General features: G+C 71.0%; 20 protein-coding genes and 1 pseudogene. 12 read left to right on the top strand and 9 right to left on the bottom strand.

From position 1 onward, the window contains the following. Positions 1-42: 42 nt before the first annotated feature. Complete coding sequence (locus ACZ5WE_RS30090; RefSeq protein WP_367043108.1) at positions 43-480, bottom strand: MarR family winged helix-turn-helix transcriptional regulator; 438 nt, start codon at positions 478-480, stop codon at positions 43-45. Positions 481-624: 144 nt separating this feature from the next. On the opposite strand from ACZ5WE_RS30090, the gene ACZ5WE_RS30085 reads away from it, so the two are divergent. Beyond that, positions 625-807 (top strand): ribbon-helix-helix protein, CopG family, encoded by a 183-nt coding sequence (locus tag ACZ5WE_RS30085; protein WP_467689767.1) that lies wholly within the window; start codon positions 625-627, stop codon positions 805-807. Between the two features lie 64 nt (positions 808-871). Here the strand turns inward: ACZ5WE_RS30085 and ACZ5WE_RS30080 are convergent, their stop codons facing one another. Next, the gene (locus ACZ5WE_RS30080; protein ID WP_467689769.1) at positions 872-2,320 is read right to left on the bottom strand and encodes an NCS2 family permease; all 1,449 of its coding nucleotides are present in this window, start codon (positions 2,318-2,320) and stop codon (positions 872-874) included. A 215-nt stretch (positions 2,321-2,535) separates the two neighbouring features. Here ACZ5WE_RS30080 and ACZ5WE_RS30075 point away from each other — a divergent pair, with 215 nt between their 5' ends. Together ACZ5WE_RS30075 and ACZ5WE_RS30070 are read left to right on the top strand one after the other, a co-directional pair. Continuing rightward, positions 2,536-2,805 carry a DUF2530 domain-containing protein gene (locus ACZ5WE_RS30075; RefSeq protein ID WP_467689771.1) on the top strand — a complete coding sequence of 90 codons (270 nt, stop codon included), beginning with the start codon at positions 2,536-2,538 and terminating at the stop codon, positions 2,803-2,805. A gap of 136 nt (positions 2,806-2,941) precedes the next feature. Continuing rightward, complete coding sequence (locus ACZ5WE_RS30070) at positions 2,942-5,344, top strand: HAD-IC family P-type ATPase (RefSeq protein ID WP_467689773.1); 2,403 nt, start codon at positions 2,942-2,944, stop codon at positions 5,342-5,344. A 3-nt stretch (positions 5,345-5,347) separates the two neighbouring features. Here the strand turns inward: ACZ5WE_RS30070 and ACZ5WE_RS30065 are convergent, their stop codons facing one another. The 3 genes from ACZ5WE_RS30065 to ACZ5WE_RS30055 form a co-directional block, all read right to left on the bottom strand. Continuing rightward, a complete protein-coding gene (locus ACZ5WE_RS30065; RefSeq protein ID WP_467689775.1) occupies positions 5,348-6,187 on the bottom strand; it encodes a DUF5707 domain-containing protein in 840 nt (279 codons plus the stop codon). Between the two features lie 418 nt (positions 6,188-6,605). After that, positions 6,606-9,752 carry a sacsin N-terminal ATP-binding-like domain-containing protein gene (locus tag ACZ5WE_RS30060; RefSeq protein ID WP_467689777.1) on the bottom strand — a complete coding sequence of 1,049 codons (3,147 nt, stop codon included), beginning with the start codon at positions 9,750-9,752 and terminating at the stop codon, positions 6,606-6,608. A gap of 758 nt (positions 9,753-10,510) precedes the next feature. Further along, the gene (locus tag ACZ5WE_RS30055; protein ID WP_467689779.1) at positions 10,511-11,449 is read right to left on the bottom strand and encodes a DUF3027 domain-containing protein; all 939 of its coding nucleotides are present in this window, start codon (positions 11,447-11,449) and stop codon (positions 10,511-10,513) included. A gap of 391 nt (positions 11,450-11,840) precedes the next feature. On the opposite strand from ACZ5WE_RS30055, the gene ACZ5WE_RS30050 reads away from it, so the two are divergent. The 4 genes from ACZ5WE_RS30050 (at position 11,841) to ACZ5WE_RS30035 (ending at position 15,332) form a co-directional block, all read left to right on the top strand. Then, positions 11,841-13,208 carry an MFS transporter gene (locus ACZ5WE_RS30050; protein ID WP_467689831.1) on the top strand — a complete coding sequence of 456 codons (1,368 nt, stop codon included), beginning with the start codon at positions 11,841-11,843 and terminating at the stop codon, positions 13,206-13,208. A gap of 78 nt (positions 13,209-13,286) precedes the next feature. Further along, positions 13,287-13,796, top strand: a complete 510-nt coding sequence (locus tag ACZ5WE_RS30045) for a DUF2771 domain-containing protein (protein ID WP_467689781.1) — start codon at positions 13,287-13,289, stop codon at positions 13,794-13,796. Further along, positions 13,766-14,455, top strand: coding sequence for a futalosine hydrolase (locus ACZ5WE_RS30040; protein ID WP_467689783.1), 690 nt, complete (start codon positions 13,766-13,768; stop codon positions 14,453-14,455). Before ACZ5WE_RS30045 ends, ACZ5WE_RS30040 begins: the two co-directional genes overlap by 31 nt. Continuing rightward, positions 14,448-15,332: a 1,4-dihydroxy-6-naphthoate synthase gene (locus tag ACZ5WE_RS30035; RefSeq protein ID WP_467689784.1), complete on the top strand. Its 885-nt coding sequence runs from the start codon at positions 14,448-14,450 to the stop codon at positions 15,330-15,332. The genes ACZ5WE_RS30040 and ACZ5WE_RS30035 overlap by 8 nt, the downstream gene beginning before the upstream one ends. Positions 15,333-15,354: 22 nt before the next feature. Here ACZ5WE_RS30035 and ACZ5WE_RS30030 read toward each other — a convergent pair whose 3' ends face one another. Next, positions 15,355-15,738, bottom strand: a complete 384-nt coding sequence (locus tag ACZ5WE_RS30030; protein ID WP_055701393.1) for a cold-shock protein — start codon at positions 15,736-15,738, stop codon at positions 15,355-15,357. Between the two features lie 171 nt (positions 15,739-15,909). Between ACZ5WE_RS30030 and ACZ5WE_RS30025 the strand changes: the two genes are divergently transcribed. Further along, on the top strand, positions 15,910-16,161 hold the full coding sequence (locus ACZ5WE_RS30025; protein WP_467689786.1) for a hypothetical protein: 252 nt from the start codon (positions 15,910-15,912) through the stop codon (positions 16,159-16,161). 6 nt (positions 16,162-16,167) lie between these two features. Here the strand turns inward: ACZ5WE_RS30025 and ACZ5WE_RS30020 are convergent, their stop codons facing one another. Continuing rightward, positions 16,168-16,791, bottom strand: coding sequence for an HAD family hydrolase (locus tag ACZ5WE_RS30020; RefSeq protein ID WP_467689788.1), 624 nt, complete (start codon positions 16,789-16,791; stop codon positions 16,168-16,170). Between the two features lie 118 nt (positions 16,792-16,909). On the opposite strand from ACZ5WE_RS30020, the gene ACZ5WE_RS30015 reads away from it, so the two are divergent. From ACZ5WE_RS30015 to ACZ5WE_RS30000, 4 genes are read left to right on the top strand one after another with little or no spacing between them, the layout of a single operon-like run. Beyond that, positions 16,910-17,908, top strand: coding sequence for a FecCD family ABC transporter permease (locus ACZ5WE_RS30015; RefSeq protein ID WP_467689789.1), 999 nt, complete (start codon positions 16,910-16,912; stop codon positions 17,906-17,908). 23 nt (positions 17,909-17,931) lie between these two features. Continuing rightward, positions 17,932-19,035: a FecCD family ABC transporter permease gene (locus tag ACZ5WE_RS30010; RefSeq protein WP_467689832.1), complete on the top strand. Its 1,104-nt coding sequence runs from the start codon at positions 17,932-17,934 to the stop codon at positions 19,033-19,035. Continuing rightward, positions 19,032-19,898, top strand: a complete 867-nt coding sequence (locus tag ACZ5WE_RS30005) for an ABC transporter ATP-binding protein (RefSeq protein ID WP_467689791.1) — start codon at positions 19,032-19,034, stop codon at positions 19,896-19,898. Before ACZ5WE_RS30010 ends, ACZ5WE_RS30005 begins: the two co-directional genes overlap by 4 nt. After that, complete coding sequence (locus tag ACZ5WE_RS30000; protein WP_467689793.1) at positions 19,895-20,911, top strand: ABC transporter substrate-binding protein; 1,017 nt, start codon at positions 19,895-19,897, stop codon at positions 20,909-20,911. The genes ACZ5WE_RS30005 and ACZ5WE_RS30000 overlap by 4 nt, the downstream gene beginning before the upstream one ends. A gap of 151 nt (positions 20,912-21,062) precedes the next feature. Here ACZ5WE_RS30000 and ACZ5WE_RS29995 read toward each other — a convergent pair whose 3' ends face one another. Further along, positions 21,063-21,848: an ABC transporter permease gene (locus ACZ5WE_RS29995; protein WP_467689795.1), complete on the bottom strand. Its 786-nt coding sequence runs from the start codon at positions 21,846-21,848 to the stop codon at positions 21,063-21,065. Then, positions 21,845-22,065 (bottom strand): annotated as a pseudogene (locus tag ACZ5WE_RS29990) (ABC transporter); the annotation flags it as partial. The gene ACZ5WE_RS29995 and the pseudogene ACZ5WE_RS29990, both read right to left, overlap by 4 nt.

The following is a 22,065-nucleotide window of genomic DNA, read 5'->3' as shown; positions in this document are numbered from 1 at the left end:
CACGCGGCGGGCGGGGCCGCCGCGCGCGCTGTCTACAGCTGTCTACAGATGTGCGAGCTTCTCCAGGACGGGCGCCGCGGCGCGCAGTCGCTCCCACTCGTCCTCGTCGAGATGCTCGGCCAGGCCGGCCAGCCAGGCGTTCCGCTTGCGGCGGCTCTCCTCGAGCATGGCCTCGGCCGTCTCCGTCTGGGTCACCACCTTCTGGCGGCGGTCCTCGGGGTGCGGCTCGAGCCGGACGAGACCCTTGGCTTCGAGCAGCGCGACGATGCGGGTCATCGACGGCGGCTGCACGTGTTCCTTGCGGGCCAGCTCACCGGGGGTGGCGTGGCCGCAGCGGGCGAGGGTGCCGAGCACCGACATCTCGGTGGGGCTCAGCGACTCGTCGACCCGCTGGTGCTTGAGTCGACGGGACAGGCGCATCACGGCGGAGCGCAGGGAGTTCACGGCGGCGGCGTCGTCACCATGGGAGAGGTCCGGCATGTTCGTTAGAGTAACTCATTACTCTAGCTAAGGACCACCCGGATTCCCGCGTTACGCGTCACAGAACCCTTTCGTCACCCATATGAGTGAGGTGACTGCGGAAAGTAGGACAAGGGCCGCTGGGCGGCATGGACCCTGTCACGCATGGCATCGACAGTGCTCAGCCTGCGAATAGACGGTGAGCTGCTCGACCGGCTCAAGCAGCACGCCGCGAAAAGGGGAATGAGCGTCCAGGACTACGTGGTCGGGACGCTCATTCGCGGTGACTTCGACGAGCGTTTCCGCACGGCCGTCGAAGAGACGGAAAAGTTCTACGGGGTGGCCTGACGCGCCCGAAGGGGCGCGGGGAACTGCGCGCCCAGCCCCCACGGGCCCGCGGAGAACAACGAACCTACGTAAGCCCCAGCGCCGGCATCAGGTAGTAGAACCCGAACACCGCCGACACCACGTACATGGCGACCGGCACCTCCCGCCCACGGCCTGCGGCCAGCCTCAGCGCGGTGAAGCTGATGAAGCCGATGCCGATGCCGTTCGTGATCGAGTACGTGAACGGCATCATCATCATCGTCAGGAACGCCGGGATGGCGATGGTGAAGTCCGTCCAGTCGATCTGACCGATCGAGCCGGACAGGATCAGGAAGCCGACCGCGAGCAGCGCGGGCGTGGCCGCCTGGGACGGGACCATCGTCGCGATGGGCGTGAGGAACAGCGCCACGGCGAAGAGACCGCCGGTGACGATGTTGGCGAAGCCCGTACGGGCGCCTTCGCCGACGCCCGCCGTGGACTCCACGAAGCAGGTGGTGGCCGACGAGGACGAGGCGCCGCCCGCGGCGACCGCGATGCCGTCGACGAACAGCACCTTGTTCATGCCCGGCATGTTGCCCTTGGCGTCGGTCAGCTTCGCCTCGTCGCCGACGCCCATGATCGTGCCCATGGCGTCGAAGAAACAGGACAGCAGCACGGTGAAGACGAAGAGGATGCCGGTCAGCAGGCCGACCTTGTCGAAGCCGCCGAACAGGCTGACCTGACCGACGAGGCCGAAGTCCGGGGTCGCGACGGGGTTGCCGGGCCACTCGGGGGTCGTCAGGCCCCAGGAGGGCACGGTCGCGACCGCGTTGATGATCATCGCGACGATCGTCATGACGACGATGCTGATGAGGATCGCGCCCGGCACCTTGCGCACGAGCAGGCAGAGCGTGAGCACCGCGCCGAGCACGAAGACGAGCACGGGCCAGCCGTTGAGGTGTCCGTCGCCGCCCAGCTGCAGCGGGACCGTGGTGTGCGCGGCGTCCGGCATGCGCGAGACGAAGCCGGAGTCGACGAGGCCGATCAGCATGATGAAGAGGCCGATGCCGATCGCGATGCCCTTGCGCAGACCCAGCGGCACCGCGCTCATCACGCGCTCCCGCAGGCCGGTCGCGACAAGGAGCATCACGACGAAGCCCGCGAGGACGACCATGCCCATCGCGTCGGGCCACGACATGCGGGGCGCGAGCTGGAGGGCGACCACGGTGTTCACGCCGAGCCCGGCGGCGAGCGCGATCGGTACGTTGCCGATGACGCCCATCAGCAGCGTGGTGAAGGCGGCGACCAGGGCGGTGGCGGTCACCAGCTGGCCGTTGTCGAGCTGGTGCCCGTACATGTCCTTCGCGCTGCCCAGGATGATCGGGTTGAGCACGATGATGTAGGCCATCGCGAAGAAGGTGGCGAAGCCGCCGCGGACTTCCCTGGCCAGGGTCGAGCCCCGCTCCGTGATCTTGAAGTACCTGTCGAGGCCCCCCTGCGGGGAATTCGGGTGCGGCGGCTTGGCGTCGACCGGAGCAGTGGCCGAGGGGGGCATGGGGGACCTCATGACCTGTGATGGGAGAGACGTGCGGGAGATGCGCCGAACCCGAACGAACTTGTATCTTCGTACGAAAGCAATCGGCCATTAATGAGCCGTTTCAGTATGAATACATGAAGGGAAATGCGCTATCTCCGCGCGTAGACCCTTGTGGCACAGGGGTGCACCCGACCGCGTCGGGGCCCCGAGCCGCCGCCTCGTAAGCTGTGCGCATGGAGAAGTGGACCCCCAAGCACGACGCGCCGGAGCCCCTGGAGGGCCCCGTCGTCGCCACCATCACGGGCGGCACGATCCTCTGGTTCGTCCTCTTCCTGGTGCAGCTGCCGTTCTACGGCTGGTTCGACGACCGCGACGCGACCTGGTGGGTGTGGACCTGCCTGGCCGGAGCGGGCCTCGGCCTCATCGGCATCTGGTACGTGCGGGGCCGCGACGCGGCGATCAAGCGGGACGCGGAGCGCAAGGCAGCGGCCCCCGCCGAGTGACCGGCGGCGTAAGCGGAGTCGCGCGCCCCTGACGGATTCCGTACGTACAACCACGGGAGTGTCCGTGTCCTACCGTGGTCGGATCTTTGGGGCACTCAAGGGGTGAAGCCCCCGCCCCGCCCTTACGGTCGAGGGCATGACGCATATCGACGCGGGCGCCGAGCTCGACCCGGTCCACCCGGTGGCACCGCCCTCCGGACGCGCGACGGGTCTGAGCGCGGACGAGGTCGCCGAGCGGGTCGCACGCGGCGAGGTCAACGACGTACCCGTCCGCAGTTCCCGTTCCGCCACCGAGATCGTCCGGGCGAACGTCTTCACCCGCTTCAACGCGATCATCGGCGTGCTCTGGGTGATCATGCTCTTCGTCGCGCCGATCCAGGACTCCCTCTTCGGCTTCGTGATCGTCGCCAACACGGGCATCGGCATCATCCAGGAGCTGCGCGCCAAGAAGACCCTGGACGGACTCGCGGTCATCGGCGAGGCGAAACCGACCGTGCGGCGCGACGGCACGGCGGCCGAGATCTCCACCTCCGAGATCGTCCTCGGCGACCTGGTGGAGCTGGGGCCCGGCGACAAGATCGTCGTGGACGGCGAGGCGGTCGAGACCGAGAGCCTGGAGGTCGACGAGTCGCTCCTGACCGGTGAGGCCGACCCGGTCATCAAGCAGCCCGGCGACAGGATGATGTCGGGCTCGTTCGTGGTCGCGGGCGGCGGCGCGTTCACCGCCACCAGGGTGGGCCGCGAGGCCTACGCGGCGCAGCTCGCCGAAGAGGCGTCGCGCTTCACGCTCGTCAACTCCGAGCTGCGCAACGGCATCTCCACGATCCTCAAGTACGTGACGTGGCTGATGATCCCGACCTCGATCGGCCTCATCATCAGCCAGCTCGTCGTCAAGGACGACAACTTCAAGGAGTCCATCGCCTACACCGTGGGCGGAATCGTCCCCATGATCCCGGAGGGGCTCGTGCTCCTCACGTCGGTCGCCTTCGCGATCGGCGTGATCCGCCTCGGCCGCCAGCAGTGCCTCGTCCAGGAGCTGCCCGCCATCGAGGGCCTGGCCCGCGTCGACACGGTCTGCCTCGACAAGACCGGCACCCTCACCGAGGGCGGCATGGACGTCACCGAGCTGCGTCCCCTGAACGGCACGGACGAGGCGTACGTACGCAAGGTCCTCGGCGCCCTGGGCGAGTCCGACCCGCGGCCGAACGCGTCACTCCAGGCGATCATCGACTCCTACCCCGACAGCGAGGAGTGGCGCTGCACCGAGTCGCTGCCCTTCTCATCGGCCCGCAAGTACAGCGGTGCCTCCTTCAGCGAGGGTGACGGCAACAGCTCGGCGTGGTTGCTCGGCGCCCCCGACGTGCTGCTGCCCGACGGCGACCCGTCCCTCGCCGAGATCGACGGCCTCAACCAGCAGGGCCTGCGCGTACTGCTGCTCGCCCGCGCCGCCGGTGAACTGGACGACCCGGACGTGGCGACAGGGGCCCGCGCCACCGCCCTGGTGGTCCTGGAGCAGCGGCTGCGCCCGGACGCCGCCGACACCCTGCGGTACTTCGAGGAGCAGGACGTCAGCGCGAAGGTCATCTCCGGTGACAACGCGGTGTCCGTGGGCGCGGTCGCCGGGAAGCTGAACCTGCCGGGCGCGGAGAACACCGTGGACGCCCGCAAGCTGCCCGCGGAGCAGGGCGAGATGGCCGAGGCCCTGGACGCCAACTCCGTCTTCGGCCGCGTCACCCCGCAGCAGAAGCGCGACATGGTGGGCGCCCTGCAGTCACGCGGGCACACGGTCGCGATGACGGGCGACGGCGTGAACGACGTCCTGGCCCTGAAGGACGCCGACATCGGCGTCTCGATGGGCTCGGGCTCGGAGGCGACGCGTGCGGTCGCCCAGATCGTGCTCCTGAACAACAGCTTCGCGACGCTGCCCTCGGTGGTCGCGGAGGGCCGCCGGGTCATCGGCAACATCACGCGGGTCGCGACGCTGTTCCTGGTCAAGACGGTCTACTCGGTCGTCATCGCGCTGCTCGTGGTCTGCTCGCAGGTGGAGTACTTGTTCCTGCCGCGCCACCTGACGCTGCTCTCGACCCTGACGATCGGCGTCCCGGCCTTCTTCCTCGCCCTCGCGCCCAACAAGGAGCGGGCCAAGCCCCACTTCGTACGCAGGGTCATGCGGTACGCGATCCCGGGCGGAGTCGTCGCGGGCGCCGCCACCTTCTGTACGTACCTCCTGGCGCGCAGCCACTACTCGGGCACGGGCGCGCGGGAAGCCGAGACCAGCGCGGCCACGCTGGCGCTGTTCCTGATCGCCATGTGGGTCCTCGCGATCATCGCCCGCCCCTACACGTGGTGGCGGCTCGGCCTGATCTCCGCGATGGGTCTCGGCTTCCTGCTGGTGCTCACCGTGCCGTGGCTTCAGGACTTCTTCCAGCTGAAGCTGGTCGGCACGACGATGCCGTGGGCGGCGGTCGCGATCGCGGCGGCGGCCTCACTGGTCATCGAGGTCATCTTCCGCTGGGTCGGCCGACGCTTTCCGGCGTAGTTCTTACTGAACGTCGACGAAGTCGCTGGTCGACGTCACGGCCGGGGTCGTGGACGTACCGGCGAAGACGTAGCGGAAGTAGCCGTCGGCGGAGGCCTTCACGGTCGTCTTCAGGTTGCCCTTGGTGTCGGACGTGATGGTCTTGAGGGTGGAGTAGGAGGCCGCACCCTTCTTCTTGTACTGGAGCTTCACGGACTGCTTGGTGTAGCCCGCGTACTTGCCGCTGTCCCAGTTGGCGCGGGTCAGGGCGCCGGTGACCGTGAGGGTCCTGCCCTTCTTGACGGGCTCCGGGGAGGCGTTGGTGGTGAGGCGGGAGGCCCGCTTCACCGAGACGCTCGTCGGGTAGTCGTCGTTGGAGACGTGGTCCCCGTCCTTGCCCTGGGCTATCGTCCAGACCTTCCACTTGCCGGCCAGGACGTTGCTGTAGATGTTCGACTTCGGGTCGGCGACGACCTTCACCGTGCAGGTGGAGGTGGTCGCGTTCACGGCCGTGCACTTGCCGTTCTCGGTCTCCGGGACCATCGAGCCGTCGATGGTCTCCGGGTCGTCGAAGTTCTTGCCGTGCCACAGGAAGGCGACGGCGTCCTCGATGCCGGACGGGTCCGTCGCGGTGACGGCGATGGTGATCGTCTTCTTCTCGCTGGTGCCGACCACGATGTCCTTGCCACCGTTGACGGTGATCTTCGTGATCTTGGTGTCGCCCACGGCCGCGCCCGCCTTGGCGGCGAAGGTGGCCGGCTGCTTCGGGGTGTTCGGGCCGTCGACGGCCTGAGCGGCCGGGACGACGAGTGCGGAAAGGGCCAGGGTGCCGGTCAGTGCGGCCACGGTGGCACGGATGCGCATGTGTTTCCCCAGTTGGGAAGGGGGCTCCGCGGTGCGTTGCCAGCTGTCACGCGGGGCCCAGTGATCTAGGAGTCTGTTGACTCGGATGATCAGACCCTCGACCGGGGCCTCTGGTTGTACGGGAAGTGAAGATTTCGTGACCACTCCCACCCGGCGACGAACCCGGCGGACCCAAGGGGCGCGAGGAACAGCGCGAACAACCACGACACACCCGCCACCCGGCGACGAAACCGGCAGACCCCAAGGGGCGCGAGGAGCAGCGCGAACAACCACGACACACCCGCCGCCCGGCGACGAAACCGGCAGACCCCAAGGGGCGCGAGGAACAGCGCGAACAACCACGACACACCCGCAGCCAACCGCAGCCCCAGGCACCCCGCTCCCGCATCGCACCCGCACCCGCACCCCAGACGCAGAGTCAGTCGAACCAGCGGTCCCGCTCCAGTTCCTCGGTCCGCGAGGGGTCTTCGAGCAGCGCCGCCACCTCGAAGCGGCGCGGCCACTGGCCCGCCGCCCAGGCGAGACCGGCCGCCACGCCCTCCAGCGTGGCGGCGTGGACCGTGCCGTCCGGGGTCCGGCGCCAGTCCAGCTCGACGCCGCCCGCGATGAGCTCCTCGTGCTCGACGTACGTCTCCGGGGTGGCCGGTCCGAGCAGGATCCGCACCGCGTCCGGCACCGGATGCTCGGCGCCGTCGCCCGCGGGCTCCACGGCCGCCGTCTCGCTCAGCCTGCGCACCTGGAACAGCTCGGCCAGGTCATGGGCCTTGCGGGGCTCCACGGGCAGCAGCGCCACACCTCCGGTCAGCGGCAGCAGGTCGGGGGCGTCGGCGACGACCGCGTCCGCCACGTCGACCACCACGACCTCGCCGTCCACGACGGCTCGCACCTCGTCCGGCAGCGTCACCTGCTCCGGGTCCAGATCGGCGAGGGCGCCGTACAGGGCGTGCAGCTGGCCCGCCGAAACGGTCCTCTCCGGGTCCGCGAGCCGGTCCAGCAGCTCGGCCGCGCCGCCGGGCTCCTCCAGGAGGGCGGCGACCGACGTGCGGACGCCGAGCGCGCGAAGCACCTGCTCGTCGTCGAAACCGGCGGCGTCGGCGGCGTCGTAGAGCCCTTCGAGCAGCGGATCGCCGCCCGAGGCCCGAAGGCCGGCGGGACGCCTGCCGCCGAGGACGGGATTGCCGCGCAGCCACCAGGCCGTGTACGACCGGACGCTCTCCGTCGTGCCGTCCGGGAGCAGAATCCGCAGCGGCTGCGTGAGGGCGTCCCGCAGCGGCGGGCGCGAGAGCATCGCAAGGGCCCGCGGCCAGCAGTCGTCGTCGACCAGGTCCAGGTCCCGTACGGCGATGATCTCGGTGGCGACCGGCGGGACGGAAGTCTCCGGCAGCCGGTCGAGGGTGTCCTCGCACCACACGTCGACCGCGTCGAGCAGCCCCGCGTCGTCGGGCTCCGCGAAGTCGCCGTCGCGCGGCTCCAGTTCGTCGGGGTCGAGTACGACGTCCGTGGCGCGGACAAGGGCGAAGGTGGCGAGCACACCGCAGGCGGCCAGCGGCTGCTCGCCCCAGCGCTCGGCGAGCTCGGCGTCCACCGTGGCGAGTTCGTCCTCGCGCATGACCTGGGCGAAGGGGCTGCCGGGCAGAACGAGTTCACCGGCGGGAGCGAGCTCGCCCTCCTCGTCGGGCAGCGCGAGCGCGCCGAGCCAGGGCTCGTCGCCGGGCGCGAGGTTCGCGTCACGGGCGAGCGAGAGCACGGTGTCCGCGAGATCCTCGGCGTCCAGGGCGTCCTCGTCCCACGTGTCGTCGTCGAGGGACGCTGCGACGGCGGCGCGGACCTGCGGGGTCGTCAGGACGGCGCGGGGCGTGGCGGGCAGGGCGCCGAGCTTCTCCAGGAGGGGATGCACGGCGTCGGGGTGGGCGACCTTCAGGCCGAGGCGGACCAGGGCCGCGGGGTCGCTGTCGTCGCCGGTGACGGGCAGGAGGACCTGGCGGGGCCCGATGGTGGTGCGCCCGTCAGCCAGAGGAACGGGAAGCCCGGTCAGGCGGTCGGGGTCGACACCGGCGAGGGTGTCGTACAGCCCCCGCCACCACCCCGGCTCCCGCTCCAGACCGGCGAGGCGGTCGATCGCCTCGGTCAGCGGTACGCGGGCGACGCCGAGGGTGCGGAGCTCGGCACGCCGCTCAAGTCCTGCGGGCAGCAGGCTGGGCAGTACATCGGCGAGCACGCGTACGGTGTCGGCGCCGGCGCCCTCCACGACCTCCGCGTCACGCGGCCGCAGCGCGACGGGGACCTGCCACTCGGGTACGTCGGGGTCTTCCTGGGGCACGGGCTCCACCGCGGGCGGCAGGAATGCCGTACGGGGCAGCCGGTCGAGGATGGCCTGGCGCAGGGCGCCGTCGAGCTCGCTCTTGCCGAGGGGGCCGGGGACCAGGCTGATGATGCCTTCCCCGACGGGCCGCCAGTCGGCGAGGAGTTCGGCGTACGCGTCGGCCGCGCGCTGCACGAGGAAGTCGGTCAGGGGCCCGGGCGCCGCGTGCCGCCGGGTCGTGTCCAGCGGGAACGAGGCGATGAGCAGGGCAGGCACCCCGAGTGGCTCGTCACTCGGGGTCGGGGCGTGCAGGACGGGGGCGCTGCGGGGGGTGCGCGGGGCGCCCTCGCGGTCGGTGGGGACGGCCCAGGTGACGGACCAGTGGGGCCGCAGCCGCTCCTCGACGGGCCGGTCGGCCAGGAGGTCCTTGTGGAGCGCGCCCCGCCGGCTGACGGTGCGCCAGCGGGTGTCGCCGTCGCGGCTGTCGGAGACGTCCACGTAGCCGGGTTCGGCGGTGCGGCGCAGGGTGCGGGTGGCGTGGTCGCCGATTTGGACGACGACTTCTTCGAGCCCCGGGAGTGCCAGCAGAAGAGCGTCATCGATCTCATCGAGGAGTCGTACGACGAGGTCCTCGGCGGCGGCGTCCCGCAGGGGCAGGATGACGACGGTGTCGTACCCCTCCGGGGCGGAGCCTTCGGCGGCGAAGGGCAGCCGCAGGAGAGGCACGTGGCCGTCGCGGCGCCGGACCTCGTCTCCGAGGCCGGGGCTGAAGCGGGCGGTGTCGGCGGCGAGTTCGCGTGCCTCGCTCAGGGACCAGCGGACGCCGCCGGTACGTCCCACGACGGCGGGCTCGTCCGATACGGCGAGGACGGCGGCGAAGCCGACGCCGAACCGCCCGACGGCGCCGTTGTCCTTCTCCTCCTTTTGCTCCTCCCGCTTGGCAGAGGCGCGGAGGGTGGAGAGGGACTCGACGCCGGTGGCGTCGAGGGGTGTGCCGTTGTTGGCGGCGGCGAGTACGCCGTCCCGGAGGGTGAGGGCGAGGCGGCCCGGAGCGCCGGCGCGGGCCGCGGCGTCGGCGGCGTTCTGCGCGAGCTCCACGATCAGGCGGTCCCTGTACCCACCGAGTGCGAGGTCCTCCTCGGCGTTGGCGTCCTCCCGGAACCGGGCCGGGCTCGCCGCCCAGGCGTCGAGGACCCCCCGCCGGAGCCGTGCCGTGCCGAACGGGTCAGTACCCTCGGCCGCCGGCCGCACGGTCTTGCTCACGGTGTCGTCTCCCTCGCTCGGTTCGCGGGGCGAACGGTACCGCGTCCTGCGGTTTCCCCGACGCGGGTGGCTGGCCGCCTGGCTGGACCGCACCTGCCCTGCCGGGGGCGGCAGTGTCCCAACCGGGGGCCGGGGGCCGGTTCCCGTGCCGGGCGCCGCGGGCCGGCGGCCGCCTCCTCGCGCCGGGCGGGGGCCGAGTGTCACCCGCGGGCCGGATGTCGCCTTCCGCGCTTCGCGCGGGCCTTTCCCACCCACCCGCCCGATCACCCCGCAGCACCAGCCCCCCCGTAGAAGCGCCGTGCGCTGCGGGAAATTCGTTGTCGTGCGGCCGGTGCACATTCCCCGCGCTCCGCGCGAGTGTTTCCCGGCCACCCGGCCGATCACCCCGCAGCACCAGCCCCCCCCGTAGGAGCGCCGTGGGCTGCGGGAAATTCGTTGTCGTGCGGCCGGTGCACATTCCCCGCGCTCCGCGCGAGTGTTTCCCGGCCGCCCACCCGATCGCCCCGGGGTGATCGGGTGGGCGGGCGGGAAAGATCCGCGCGGAGCGCGGGCACGAACAACCACCCAGCCGCAGGCAGAGAACAGGCACAAGCCACCGAAGGCACACCCGGGGCAATCGGGCGGGTGGGTGGGGGAGAACCCGCGCGGAGCGCGGTAGGGCGCCCGCCGGGCCGCAGGCGAGGGGGCCGGGCAGCACCCGCAGGGGAGGCACAGCCCCGCTCCCGGGGCGAGCCCCCTCCGCCACCCCCAGCGGGAGCTCAGCTGTGGCCGAGTTCCTCCGGCGCCCCCTCCACCGGCACCGAGCCCGAGTCGGGCGCGGGCCGCAGCGGCAGGACGTCCACCCGGGTCTCGTCGAGGACGGGCGCGGCGGGCCGCGACGGCGTAGGCATCACGGCCGCCTCCGAGTGGCCCCCGCAGCCGTACGCGAGGGAGACCACATGCCCGTCCGCGGGACCGAACTCGTTCGCGCACACACCGAATGCCTGGCCGAGCGATCCGCCGATCGGGGCAAGGAAGCCACAGCTGACGCAGGACGCGGGCGCCGCCTGCGCCATCGCCGTCTTCGCGCCGTGCGACTCCTCCCAGCGGTCCGCCGCGGTGTGCAGGCCGTACCGGGACAGGACACGCGCCCTGCGCATGCCCAGCTCGTCGGCGATCGCGGCGATCGAGCCGCGCGCGGGCGCCGCGGGCAGCTCGGCGGGCGGCCCCGCCGTCACCTCGGCGTCCTCCGCCTCGACCAGCTCCGCCATCTCCTCCGAGAACACGGAGTTCGGCGGCGGCTCCTCCTCGCCCGAGTAGCCGGGCTCCAGGCGCAGATCCTCCGCGTCCGTGGGGAGCAGGTCCCCCGGACCCATGTCACCGGGGCGCAGCCGCTCGCTCCACGGCACCCACTCGGGGGCGAGGAGAGCATCCGGGCCGGGAAGCAGCACCGTCTCGTCGAGCGTGACGACCTTGGCCCGCGAGGCGCGGGTCACCGTCACGGCCCAGCGCCAGCCGCGGTAGCCGAACTCCTTGCACTCGAACAGGTGCGTGACGACGCGGTCGCCCTCGACCACGACCTCGACGTGCTCACCGACCACACCGGGCGCGGCGGCCTCCTCGGCCGCGTCCCGTGCCAGTCCCACCGCCTCGGCGCACAGGCGGTCGGGAGTACGCGGGGTACGCGGGGTACGGCTTCGCGTTGTCGCTGCGCTCACAGGTATCGCTTCTCCATTACGCCGTCTCACGAGTGCGCCACCCATACGCGGGAGTGCGGACGGAGCGGACCAAAGGGCCGCGTCGACGTCCGCGCCCGAACGTCCTCGGGCGCACCTACGTCATCCATTCTGCGGGATGACCGAGAGGCGCGCGGCCAAGAACAACCGCCGCAGGCGCGCTACGCACGCTACCTTCTCCTGGCCCCTGGGCCTACACCGGCGTGCCCGCCCCTCTGCCGTGGGCCCGGCCCGATGCCGCTTCGCGGCGGTTTCCCACCCGCCCACCCGATTACCCGGCAGTCGATACGCACTAGTGCGGGCCATAAGGGGGCACTATGACGAGGTGGCTGCCGCAAGGTCGTCGTCCCAAGGAGTCAGCGGTCGGGGTTCGGTGCTGAACCGAGCCGCCCGCTGGGTCGGCCGCGCCCTGCACCTGCCCTTCACCGGCACAGCCCGCGGCATCCGCAAGGCCACGCACGCGCACGGCGCGGGCGAGTCGGGGCTCGGCAAGCTCATCGAGCTGCACGCCGTGAACGGCGCGGGCGACGTCATGATCACCATCGCGCTCGCGTCGACCGTCTTCTTCTCCGTGCCGACGGACGAGGCGCGCGGCCGTGTCGCCCTCTATCTCGCCATCACCATGGCGCCCTTCACTCTGCTCGCGCCCGTCATCGGCCCCCTCCTGGACCGCCTCCCGCACGGCCGCCGCTATGCGATGGCCGCCGCGATGCTGGCCCGCGCCCTCCTCGCCCTGCTGCTGTCCGAAGCGGTGATCACCGGGAGCCTGGAGCTCTATCCGGCGGCGCTCGGCGTCCTGGTCGCATCCAAGGCGTACGGAGTCGTACGCAGCGCCGTGGTGCCCCGGCTGCTGCCCAAGGGCTTCTCCCTGGTCAAAGCCAACTCCAGAGTCACGCTCGGCGGCCTGCTCGCCACCGGGATCGCGGCCCCGATCGGCGCGGGGCTGCAGGCGCTCGGGCCACGCTGGCCGCTGTACGGCGCCTTCGTGCTCTTCGTCGTCGGGATGTTCCTCTCCCTCTCGCTGCCGCCGAAGGTCGACTCGGCGAAGGGGGAGCACAAGGCGCTGCTCGCGGCCGACGAGGAGCATCTGCATCTGCACGCGCGCGCCGAAGCCGCCACGGACACGTCCAAGAAGCGGCGCCTGGGGCTGCGTACGGTCGGGCCCGCCGTCACGCACGCCCTCACCGTCAACGCCTCACTGCGCTGTCTCTCCGGCTTCCTCATCTTCTTCCTCGCCTTCCTGCTGCGCGAGGAACCGCTCGGCGGCCAGAGCGCCGCGGTGTCCCTGGGGATAGTGGGTGTCGCGGCCGGCGTGGGCAACGCGCTCGGCACCGCTGTCGGCGCCGGACTGAGATCCCGGGCGCCGGAGGTCATCATCGTGACCGTCGTCGCCGTCGTCCTCGGTGTGGCGATCACCGCGGCGGTGTTCTTCGGGGCGGTGGGCGTCGCCTGCCTCGGCGCGGTGGCGGGCTTCGCGCAGGCGATGTCGAAGCTCTCCCTGGACGCGCTGATCCAGCGGGACGTACCGGAGGAAGTGCGGACCTCCGCCTTCGCCCGCTCGGAGACCATCCTTCAGATGGCGTGGGTGGTGGGCGGTGGTATCGGCATGGCCCTGCCGCTGATCGGGTCACTGGGGCTCGCGGTGGCCGCGGGGATCGTCGCCATCGGCTGGCTGACGACCGCGCGGGGCCTGCTCTCGGCGGCCCGGCACGGCGGGAAGCGCCGCCAACGGGTGGTGTGAGTCCGACAAACCAACAGGTGCGGCACGCCGCGACCCCCACGTGGCGAGACGGCACGGGGTGCCCGATAGCCTTCGCCCATGACCTCCCTGCTCCGCGGCGGAGCCGCACACGTCCTCAAGCCGGCACGCCGTCGCCGTTCCGTGGCCGCCCTTGGCGCCGTATCCGCCGGACTCCTCGTCCTGTCGGCCTGCGACAAGCCGACGCCGCTCGCCACCGTCACGGTCGGCAGCGACTCGGTGAACACCGAGGCCTCCTGCTACAACGACGGCAAGGAGCTCGAGCAGTCCCAGCTGCAGGGCTGCCTCAAGGAGAAGGACGTCCAGTCCATCAAGGTCGACCCCGACGAGAAGGTCCGCTTCGGCGTCGACCCCGAGGTCGCCGACAAGGGCTGGACGCTTCTGATGAACGGTCAGCCGCTGACCGAGGCGAGCAACAAGACGTACGTCGTCATCCCCGGCAGCGTCTTCTTCAACCAGCAGTACGGCGGCGGGACCAACTCCACCACCGTCAGCCTCCTCGAGGGCGGCAAGGGCTCGTCGGCCAAGGCGACCGGCCTGTGGTCGTTCAAGCTCAAGAAGGACGCCTGACCCCTCCCTTGCGGTCCTTTCCCCGCGTACTGGTAGCCACCGCTGTCCCCGCCGAACGGGACGCGGTGGCCGACCTGCTGCCCCCGCACGCCGACGCCGTCGCCGTCGGTGTCGGCCCGGCAGCCGCCGGTGCGCACACGGCGGCCGCCCTCGCGCGCGCCCCGTACGACCTGGTGATCTCCGCCGGGATCGGTGGCGGCTTCCAGCCTGACGCGCCTCTCGGCTCCCTGGTCATCGCCGACGAGATCACCGCGGCCGATCTGGGCGCCGAGACGCCCGACGGCTTCCTGCCCGTCACCGAACTCGGGTTCGGTGCCGTCACCCACCGGCCGCCGTTTTCCCTCGTACGGGATCTGGCCGCCGCCTGCGGCGCTCGCACCGGCACCGTCCTGACCGTCTCCACCGTGACCGGCTCCGCCGAGCGCGCCGCCGAGCTGCGCCGACGGCATCCGCGAGCCCTCGCCGAGGCGATGGAGGGATTCGGGGTCGCCGAGGCCGCCGCCGCGTACGCACTGCCCGTCCTGGAGATACGCGCGGTCTCCAACGCCGTCGGGCCCCGGGACCGCGGAGCCTGGCGGATCGGTGAGGCGCTGGGCGCGCTGGGAGACGCGTTCGGGAAATTCGCGCCCGTACTGGAGAGTTGGAAACGGCATGACTGAAACGCCCGCGCAGGACGCGCACGACGCACACGACGCGAACCCCCTGCGGATCGCCTACTCCCCCTGCCCGAACGACACGTTCGTCTTCGACGCCTGGGCCCACGGCCGTGTGCCCGGCGCTCCCGCGCTCGATGTGACCTTCGCCGACATCGACATCACCAACGGCATGGCCGAGCGAGGCGAGTTCGACATCCTGAAGGTGTCGTACGCCGTGCTGCCCTACGTCCTCGACGAGTACGCCCTGCTGCCGTGCGGCGGCGCGCTCGGGCGTGGCTGCGGTCCGCTGGTGCTCACGCGGGAGGCCGGGATCGACCTCACGGGCAAGACCGTCGCCGTGCCGAGCGAGAAGTCGACGGCGTACCTGCTGTTCCGGCTCTGGGCCGCGGACACGCTGGCCGGCGGCGTGGGCGAGATCGTCGTGCTGCCCTTCGACCAGATCATGCCCGCGGTGCGGGACGGCAAGGTCGACGCGGGTCTCGTCATCCACGAGGCGCGCTTCACCTACCAGAACTACGGCCTCAACTGCCTCGCCGACATGGGCGAGCACTGGGAGCGGACGACCGGCCTGCCCATCCCGCTGGGCGCGATCATCGCCAAGCGGAGCCTCGGCGCGAAGACGCTGGAACGGCTCGCCCGGTCGACGCGCACCTCGGTCCGCATGGCCTGGGACGACCCCGAGGCCTCGCGACCCTACGTGCAGGAGCACGCCCAGGAGATGGACCCGGCCGTCGCCGACCAGCACATCGGCCTGTACGTGAACGAGTTCACGGCCGACCTGGGCGAGAGCGGCCACGCGGCGATCCGCGGGCTTCTGACGCGCGCCGCGGCGGAGGGGCTTGTTCCGCCCCTCGCGCCGACCGCGCTCGCGTTCCCCTGAGCCTGCCGCCTGAGCCCGAGGCCTAGACGTCCAGCTGGTCCGCGACCGCCCGCAGCAAGCCGGCGATCTTCGCGCCCGACGCCTTGTCGGGGTAGCGGCCCTTCTCCAGCATCGGCGTGATGTTTTCGAGGAGCGTCGTCAAGTCCTGGACGATGGACGCCAGTTCGTCCGGCTTGCGCCGCTGCGCGGCCGCGACGGACGGCGTCGGGTCGAGGATCGTGACCGACAGGGCCTGGTCACCGCGCTGGCCCGCGACGACGCCGAACTCGACGCGCTGGCCGGGCTTGAGTGTGTCGACACCTGCGGGCAGTACGGAGGAGTGCACGAAGACGTCGCCGCCGTCATCGCGGGAGAGAAAGCCGAAGCCCTTCTCACTGTTGAACCACTTGACCTTGCCGGTAGGCACCTGAAGTCCTCGTCCTCGTACTTGTCGTCGTACGCGTCTATGCCGCGGAAAACGGCTCTGGATAGCACTACAGCGGGTCGCTCGACCCGCCGGAACCAAGACTATTGGTCCGGGGGCCGGTGACAAGACGTCCCCGGTTTCTTCCTTCGCGCTGGGAACTACCCTGGTCGGGTGCGTGACAAAACCCAAGCGAATTCCGCCGGCCCGGGCGATGGCCTGGTTCGGACCGGAGCAATCGTCTTCTTCGTCGGAGCCGTGGCCACTTTGGTCACGGTGGCCCCACTGTTCCTCGGCACCGACCCCTTCCCGTCCATCGCGTACGCGGTGTGCATGCTGATGGGCGTCGGATTCCTCATCGCCGTGGCCGGGGTGCTGCGCGGTATCGCCGTTCAGCGCCGCCAGGCCAGGTCGGCGGCCGCCTGACGACGCTCAAGCGGCGTCGGCGACGTACCCGTCGAGCCAGGCGGGGAACTCCGTCAGGTCGGTGAGCACGATGTCCGCGCCCGCCGCGCGCAGTTCCGCTGCGTCGCACGGCCCGGTCGCCACCGCGACGGACAGCGCGCCCGCCGTACGCGCGCCGCGTACATCACCGGTGTGGTCACCGACGTACACCGCCGCGTCGTGCTCGCGCAGCGCCTCCGCCTTCGCCTCCGCCCACAGCCAGCCGATCACCGCGTCCGCCTCGATGCCGAGGTGCGCCAGGTGGAGCTTCGCGTTGGGCTCGTGCTTGGCGGTCACCACGATCGCCCGGCCGCCGTGGGAGCGGACGGCGGCCACCGCCTCGCGGGCGCCGGGCATCGCGAGCGTGGGGGCGATGGCGTAGGTGGGATAGATCTCACGGTAGCGGTCGCCCATCTCCTGGATCCGGTCGGCCGGGAACCAGTTGCGCAGCTCCTCCTCGAGCGGCGGGCCGAGCCGGCTGATGGCGAGATCGGCGTCTATGTACGTTCCGGTCTCGGCGGAGAGGGCCAGATAGGCCTCTTTGATGCCGGGGCGGGAGTCGATCAGGGTCATGTCGAGGTCGAAGCCGACCGTCAGGGCGCGGGAGCTCATGAAGCCATTGTGCAGAGGCCCGACGGCCGGGTGACCGGCATTGAGGTCGCCCTTACGCTTAGCCAAGCCTTACCAAGCCCTCTCGCTCAGCTCCACCGAACCGAAACGAGCTCAGCCGATGCGTGTGCCGGCCAGACGCGCTGTCGCGATGACGGTGGCCGTCGTGGCCCTGCTGCTCGCGGTGCTGTTCAGCCTCTCCGTCGGCGCCCGCGCCATCGCGCCGTCCGCCGTCATCGACGCCCTGCTGCACGGCGGGCCCAGCGACGCCGCCGAAGTCATCCGCGAGATGCGGGTGCCGCGCACGCTCATCGGCCTGATGGTCGGCGCCGCGCTCGCCCTCGCCGGCACCGTCCTGCAGGGCATCACGCGGAACCCCATCGCCGACCCCGGCATCCTCGGCGTCAGCCAGGGCGCGTCGGTGGGTGTGGTGATGGCGATCGCCTTCGCGGGCGTGCACACGCTGACCGGATACGTCTGGTACGCCTTCGTCGGCGCGGGCATCGCGTCCGTCGCGGTGTACGCGATCGCCGCGAGCGGACGGGGCGGGGCGACCCCCGTGAAGCTCGCCCTCGGCGGCGCCGCGATCAATGCGCTGCTGGTGTCCGTGACCACCGGGATCCTCACCACCAAGGCGTCCGCCCTGGACGAGTTCCGCTTCTGGCAGGTGGGCTCGCTCTCCGGGCGCGACGCGGAGATCGTCGGGCAGATCTGGCCGTTCCTCCTGGTGGGGCTCGTGCTCGTGCTGTCCGTGGCGCGCGGGCTCGACGCGCTCGCCCTCGGCGAGGACGTGGCCAAGGGGCTCGGCCAGAAGGTCGCCACCGTGCGGATCGTCGGAGGGCTCGGGGCGACCGTGCTCACGGGGGCGGGGGTCGCGGCGGCCGGTCCCATCGCGTTCATCGGGCTCGCCGTCCCGCACATCGCTCGCGCGATCGTGGGCAGTGGACATCGCTGGGTGCTTCCCATGGCCGCGGTCCTCGGGCCCGTGATGCTTCTCGTCTCCGACACCGTGGGGCGCGTGATCTTTCCGCCTGGCGAGGTGCCTGCCGGGGTGATGACGGCGCTGATCGGGGTGCCGTTCCTGGTGACCCTGGTGCGCCGCAAGGCGGTGGCGGCGTGACCTCGGTATCTCCTGAACCGCCGCTGCGCGGCGGAGCTCTCCCACCCACCCGCCCGATCACCCGCATCCGACCCGCCGGGTACGCAGTGGTGGGATTCCGGAAGGCCGCCTTCCTGCTCCACCGGCGTGCAGCCGTGGCCGCGGTCGGCCTAGCCCTGCTCCTGGCGGCGAGCTGCCTCGCGTACCTCTGCGTGGGCGAGTCCTTCGTCGCGCCGGGCGAAGTCCTGAAGGTCCTGACGGGGCAACCCTCCCCCGACGAACTGGTGGTGGGAACGCTGCGCGAACCCCGCATGGTCGTCGGACTCCTCGTCGGCGCCGCATTCGGTGTCGCGGGCGGACTCATCCAGACCGTCGCCCGCAACCCCCTGGCCAGCCCCGACATCATCGGCATCAGCCAGGGCGCGAGCGCCCTGACGGTGGGCGCGATGACCCTCGGGGTCACCTCCGCCACCGTCCTGCCCTACCTCTCGGTGCTCGGCGGCGTCGCTGCCGCCGCCCTCGTGTACGTCTTCGCCTGGCGCGGCGGCCTGCACGCCACCCGCTTCGTGCTCATCGGCATCGGCTTCGCGATCGCCCTGCGCTCCGTCACCACGCTCTTCATGACCAAGGGCGACTATCTCGTCGCCCAGCAGGCGCAGATCTGGATGACGGGCTCCCTCAACGGGCGCGGCTGGACGGAGGCGACACCGCTCGCCCTGACCCTGCTCGTCCTGCTCCCGTTCGTGTTCTGGGCCGCCCGCGCCCAGCGTTCGGTGACCATGGACGACGACACGGCGACCGCGCTCGGAGTGCGCCTGGGGCACGTACGCCTCGGTCTCGTCCTGCTCGGCGTCGTCCTCGCCTCCGTGGCGACCGGCGCCGCGGGGCCCGTCGACTTCGTGGCGCTACTCGCCCCGCAGATCGCCCGCAGGCTGACCCGCACCGCGCAGATCCCGCTGCTCTGCTCGGCGTTGACCGGCGCGCTGATCGTGGTCGTCGCCGACCTGCTCGCCCGGCGTCTCTTCTCGCCCACGGAGCTGCCGGTCGGCGTTCTCACGGTGGGCGTCGGAGCCCCGTACCTGATCTGGCTGATCGTGCGAAGCCACAGCGACCGCAGCCGCTCCGTCCGCCATGGAGGCACCTCGTGACCGCCGCCCGCCTCAGCGCCCGCGAGCTGACCCTCGCCTACGAGGACCGCGAAGTCGTGCACGAGCTCGAACTCGCGGTGCCCGACGGCAAGGTCACGGTCATCGTCGGCCCCAACGCGTGCGGGAAGTCGACCACCCTGCGTGCGCTCGGCCGCCTCCTCAAGCCCAAGCGCGGCGCGGTCCTGCTCGACGGCGACGCGCTCGCCGAGCTGCCGACCAGGAAGATCGCCCAGCAGATCGGGCTGCTTCCGCAGACGCCCGTCGCGCCCGAGGCGATCACTGTCGCCGACCTGGTCGCGCGCGGGCGCCAGCCGCATCAGCACTGGTGGCAACAGTGGTCCGACGAGGACGAGCGGGCCGTGACGGAGGCGATGGAGCGTACCGACGTCGCCGCGCTCGCCGAGCGGTCCGTGGACGAGCTCTCGGGCGGTCAGCGCCAGCGGGTGTGGATCGCGATGGCCATCGCGCAGGAGACGGACATCCTGCTCCTGGACGAGCCGACGACGTATCTCGACATCTCGCACCAGGTCGAAGTGCTCGACCTGGTGCGCCAGTTGGCCGCCGAAGGTCCGGACGGCGAGCGCGGCAGGACCGTGGTCGTCGTGCTGCACGACCTCAACCAGGCAGCCCGGTACGCCGATCACCTCGTCGCCATGAAGACGGGCCGGATCGTCGCCGAGGGCGTACCGGCCGATGTCGTCACCGAGGATCTCGTACGCGAGGTGTTCGGTCTGGAGTGTGTGGTGGTGCCGGATCCGGTGACCGGGTCGCCCCTGGTCGTTCCCGGGGCTCCGTGGACTGCCGGGTCGCGTCCGCGGCTCCCGTCCGATCGATCCGACCGAAAGGTGGCCCACAAGCCATGACCGAGACCATGACTGTGACCGTGACCGCCAGGACCCGCTCCGCGAACCGCCGCCATGCCCTCGCCGCCGGGGCACTCGCCCTCAGCGGCGCGCTCGCGCTCTCCGCCTGCGGATCGTCGGACTCGGACACGAACTCCGACTCCGGTACGGGTGCGGGCAGGACGCACGTCGTCAGGACCGCCATGGGTGACGTGAAGGTCCCTGTCGCCCCGAAGCGGGTCGTCGTCCTCGACACGGCCGAGCTGGACTCCGCGATCACGCTGGGCGTGCGGCCGGTCGGCTCCACGCACGTCGAGGCTTCGTCGGGCTTCCCGAGCTACCTGCCCATGGACGAGGTCAGCGGCGTCAAGGATGTCGGCGAGATGCTGAACCCGAACATGGAGGCCATCGCGGCCCTCGATCCGGATGTCATCCTCACCAGCAAGATCCGGCACGCCGGGAAGTACGAGCAGCTCAAGCAGATCGCGCCGACCGTGATGACGGAGAACACCGGCCACCCCTGGAAGGAGAACTTCCAGGTGCACGCCGACGCGCTGGGCAGGAAGGCCGAGGCGAAGAAGGTCGTCTCCGCGTACGACGCGCACGCCGAGAAGGTCACCACCGCGGTCGGCGGCCCGGCGAAGGCCAGGGCGACGGAGGTCAACGTCGTGCGCTTCGTGGAGGGCGCGGACATCCGCATCTACGGCGAGCGGACGTACATCGCCACGCTCCTCAAGGACGTGGGTCTTGGCCGCCCTGCCATCGCGGCCAAGGCCAAGGACGGCTTCTCGTACGACGTGTCGCCCGAGAAGATCGACCTCGCCGACGCGGATGTCATCTTCCGCTCCACGTACGGCGACCCGAAGAAGTCCAAGCAGACGCAGACCGTCGGCAGCGGCCTGTGGAAGAACATGAACGCGGTGAAGAAGGGCGACGTCCACACCGTCGACGACGAGCTGTGGATCCAGGGCATCGGCTACACGGCGGCGAACAGGATCCTGGACGAGATGCAGAAGGCCCTGACGAAGAAGTAGGCGACGTAGGCGAAGCCGGGAGAAGCAGGACGAGGCGGCGCACTCCGACGTGGTGTCGGTGTGCGCCGCCTCGGGGGATGACTCGGGGGCTGAGGGGACGAGTTGCGGGTGCTGCCCGCGGGGCCATGACGGCTGCGCGGTGTCATGAGACCTACTTCGGGTCCTCGTTGAACTTCGACTTGGACCAGTAGTAGCCGAGCACGGTCAGTCCCAGGCACCAGGCGATGGCGATCCATCCGTTGTTGCCGATCTCGCTGCCGAGCAGGAGGCCGCGCAGGGTTTCGATGGCCGGCGTGAAGGGCTGGTACTCGGCGATGGGCTGGAACCAGCCCGGCATCGAGTCGACCGGGATGAAGGCGCTGGACAGGAGCGGCAGCAGGATCATCGGCATGGCGTTGTTGCCGGCGGCCTCGGCGTTCGGGCTGACCAGACCCATGCCGACGGCTACCCAGGTGAGCGCCATGGCGAACAGGGCGAGCAGCCCGAAGGCGGCGAGCCACTCCAGGGCCGTGGCGTCCGTGGAGCGGAAGCCGATGGCCACGCCGACGGCGCCGACCAGGACCACACTCATGACCGTCTGGAGCACGCTGCCGGCCACGTGCCCGATGAGCACCGAGGCGCGGTGGATGTTCATGGTGCGGAAGCGGGCGATGATGCCCTCGGTCATGTCGTTGGAGACGGACACCGCGGTCCCGATCACGGTGGAGCCGATGGTCATCAGCAGGATGCCCGGGACGATGTAGGCGATGTAGTCGGAGCGGTCCGCGCCGCCGATGCCCGCGCTCATCACGTCTCCGAAGATGTAGACGAAGAGCAGCAACAGCATGACCGGGGTGAGCAGCAGGTTCAGGGTGAGGGACGGGTAGCGCCGGGCGTGCAGGAGGTTGCGGCGCAGCATCGTGTTCGAGTCGCGGACGGCGAGGGCGAGGGAGCTCATCGGACGTTCTCCTTGGTGTTGTCGGTCTGGCCGGGGAGGGTGGCCGGGGCGGTGAGGGCGAAGAAGACGTCGTCGAGGTCGGGGGTGTGGACGGTGAGTTCGTCGGCTTCGATGCCGGCGGAGTCGAGCCAGTCGAGGATGGAGCGCAGTTCGCGTTGGCTGCCGTCGCTGGGGAGTTGGAGGGTGAGGGCCTCGTCGTCGGCGTGGGCTTCGTTCA

Source organism: Streptomyces sp. NPDC033180, assembly GCF_055577645.1.
This window is presented reverse-complemented; position numbering and strand designations above follow the sequence as displayed.

What these genes read in the sequence shown, in the direction of transcription:
- ACZ5WE_RS30090 (WP_367043108.1), bottom strand. Translation starts at nt 480, where the DNA reads ATGCCGGACCTCTCCCATGGTGACGACGCCGCCGCCGTGAACTCCCTG.
- ACZ5WE_RS30085 (WP_467689767.1), top strand. Translation starts at nt 625, where the DNA reads ATGGCATCGACAGTGCTCAGCCTGCGAATAGACGGTGAGCTGCTCGAC.
- ACZ5WE_RS30080 (WP_467689769.1), bottom strand. Translation starts at nt 2,320, where the DNA reads ATGCCCCCCTCGGCCACTGCTCCGGTCGACGCCAAGCCGCCGCACCCG.
- ACZ5WE_RS30075 (WP_467689771.1), top strand. Translation starts at nt 2,536, where the DNA reads ATGGAGAAGTGGACCCCCAAGCACGACGCGCCGGAGCCCCTGGAGGGC.
- ACZ5WE_RS30070 (WP_467689773.1), top strand. Translation starts at nt 2,942, where the DNA reads ATGACGCATATCGACGCGGGCGCCGAGCTCGACCCGGTCCACCCGGTG.
- ACZ5WE_RS30065 (WP_467689775.1), bottom strand. Translation starts at nt 6,187, where the DNA reads ATGCGCATCCGTGCCACCGTGGCCGCACTGACCGGCACCCTGGCCCTT.
- ACZ5WE_RS30045 (WP_467689781.1), top strand. Translation starts at nt 13,287, where the DNA reads ATGACCTCCCTGCTCCGCGGCGGAGCCGCACACGTCCTCAAGCCGGCA.
- ACZ5WE_RS30035 (WP_467689784.1), top strand. Translation starts at nt 14,448, where the DNA reads ATGACTGAAACGCCCGCGCAGGACGCGCACGACGCACACGACGCGAAC.
- ACZ5WE_RS30020 (WP_467689788.1), bottom strand. Translation starts at nt 16,791, where the DNA reads ATGAGCTCCCGCGCCCTGACGGTCGGCTTCGACCTCGACATGACCCTG.
- ACZ5WE_RS30015 (WP_467689789.1), top strand. Translation starts at nt 16,910, where the DNA reads ATGCGTGTGCCGGCCAGACGCGCTGTCGCGATGACGGTGGCCGTCGTG.
- ACZ5WE_RS30000 (WP_467689793.1), top strand. Translation starts at nt 19,895, where the DNA reads ATGACCGAGACCATGACTGTGACCGTGACCGCCAGGACCCGCTCCGCG.
- ACZ5WE_RS29995 (WP_467689795.1), bottom strand. Translation starts at nt 21,848, where the DNA reads ATGAGCTCCCTCGCCCTCGCCGTCCGCGACTCGAACACGATGCTGCGC.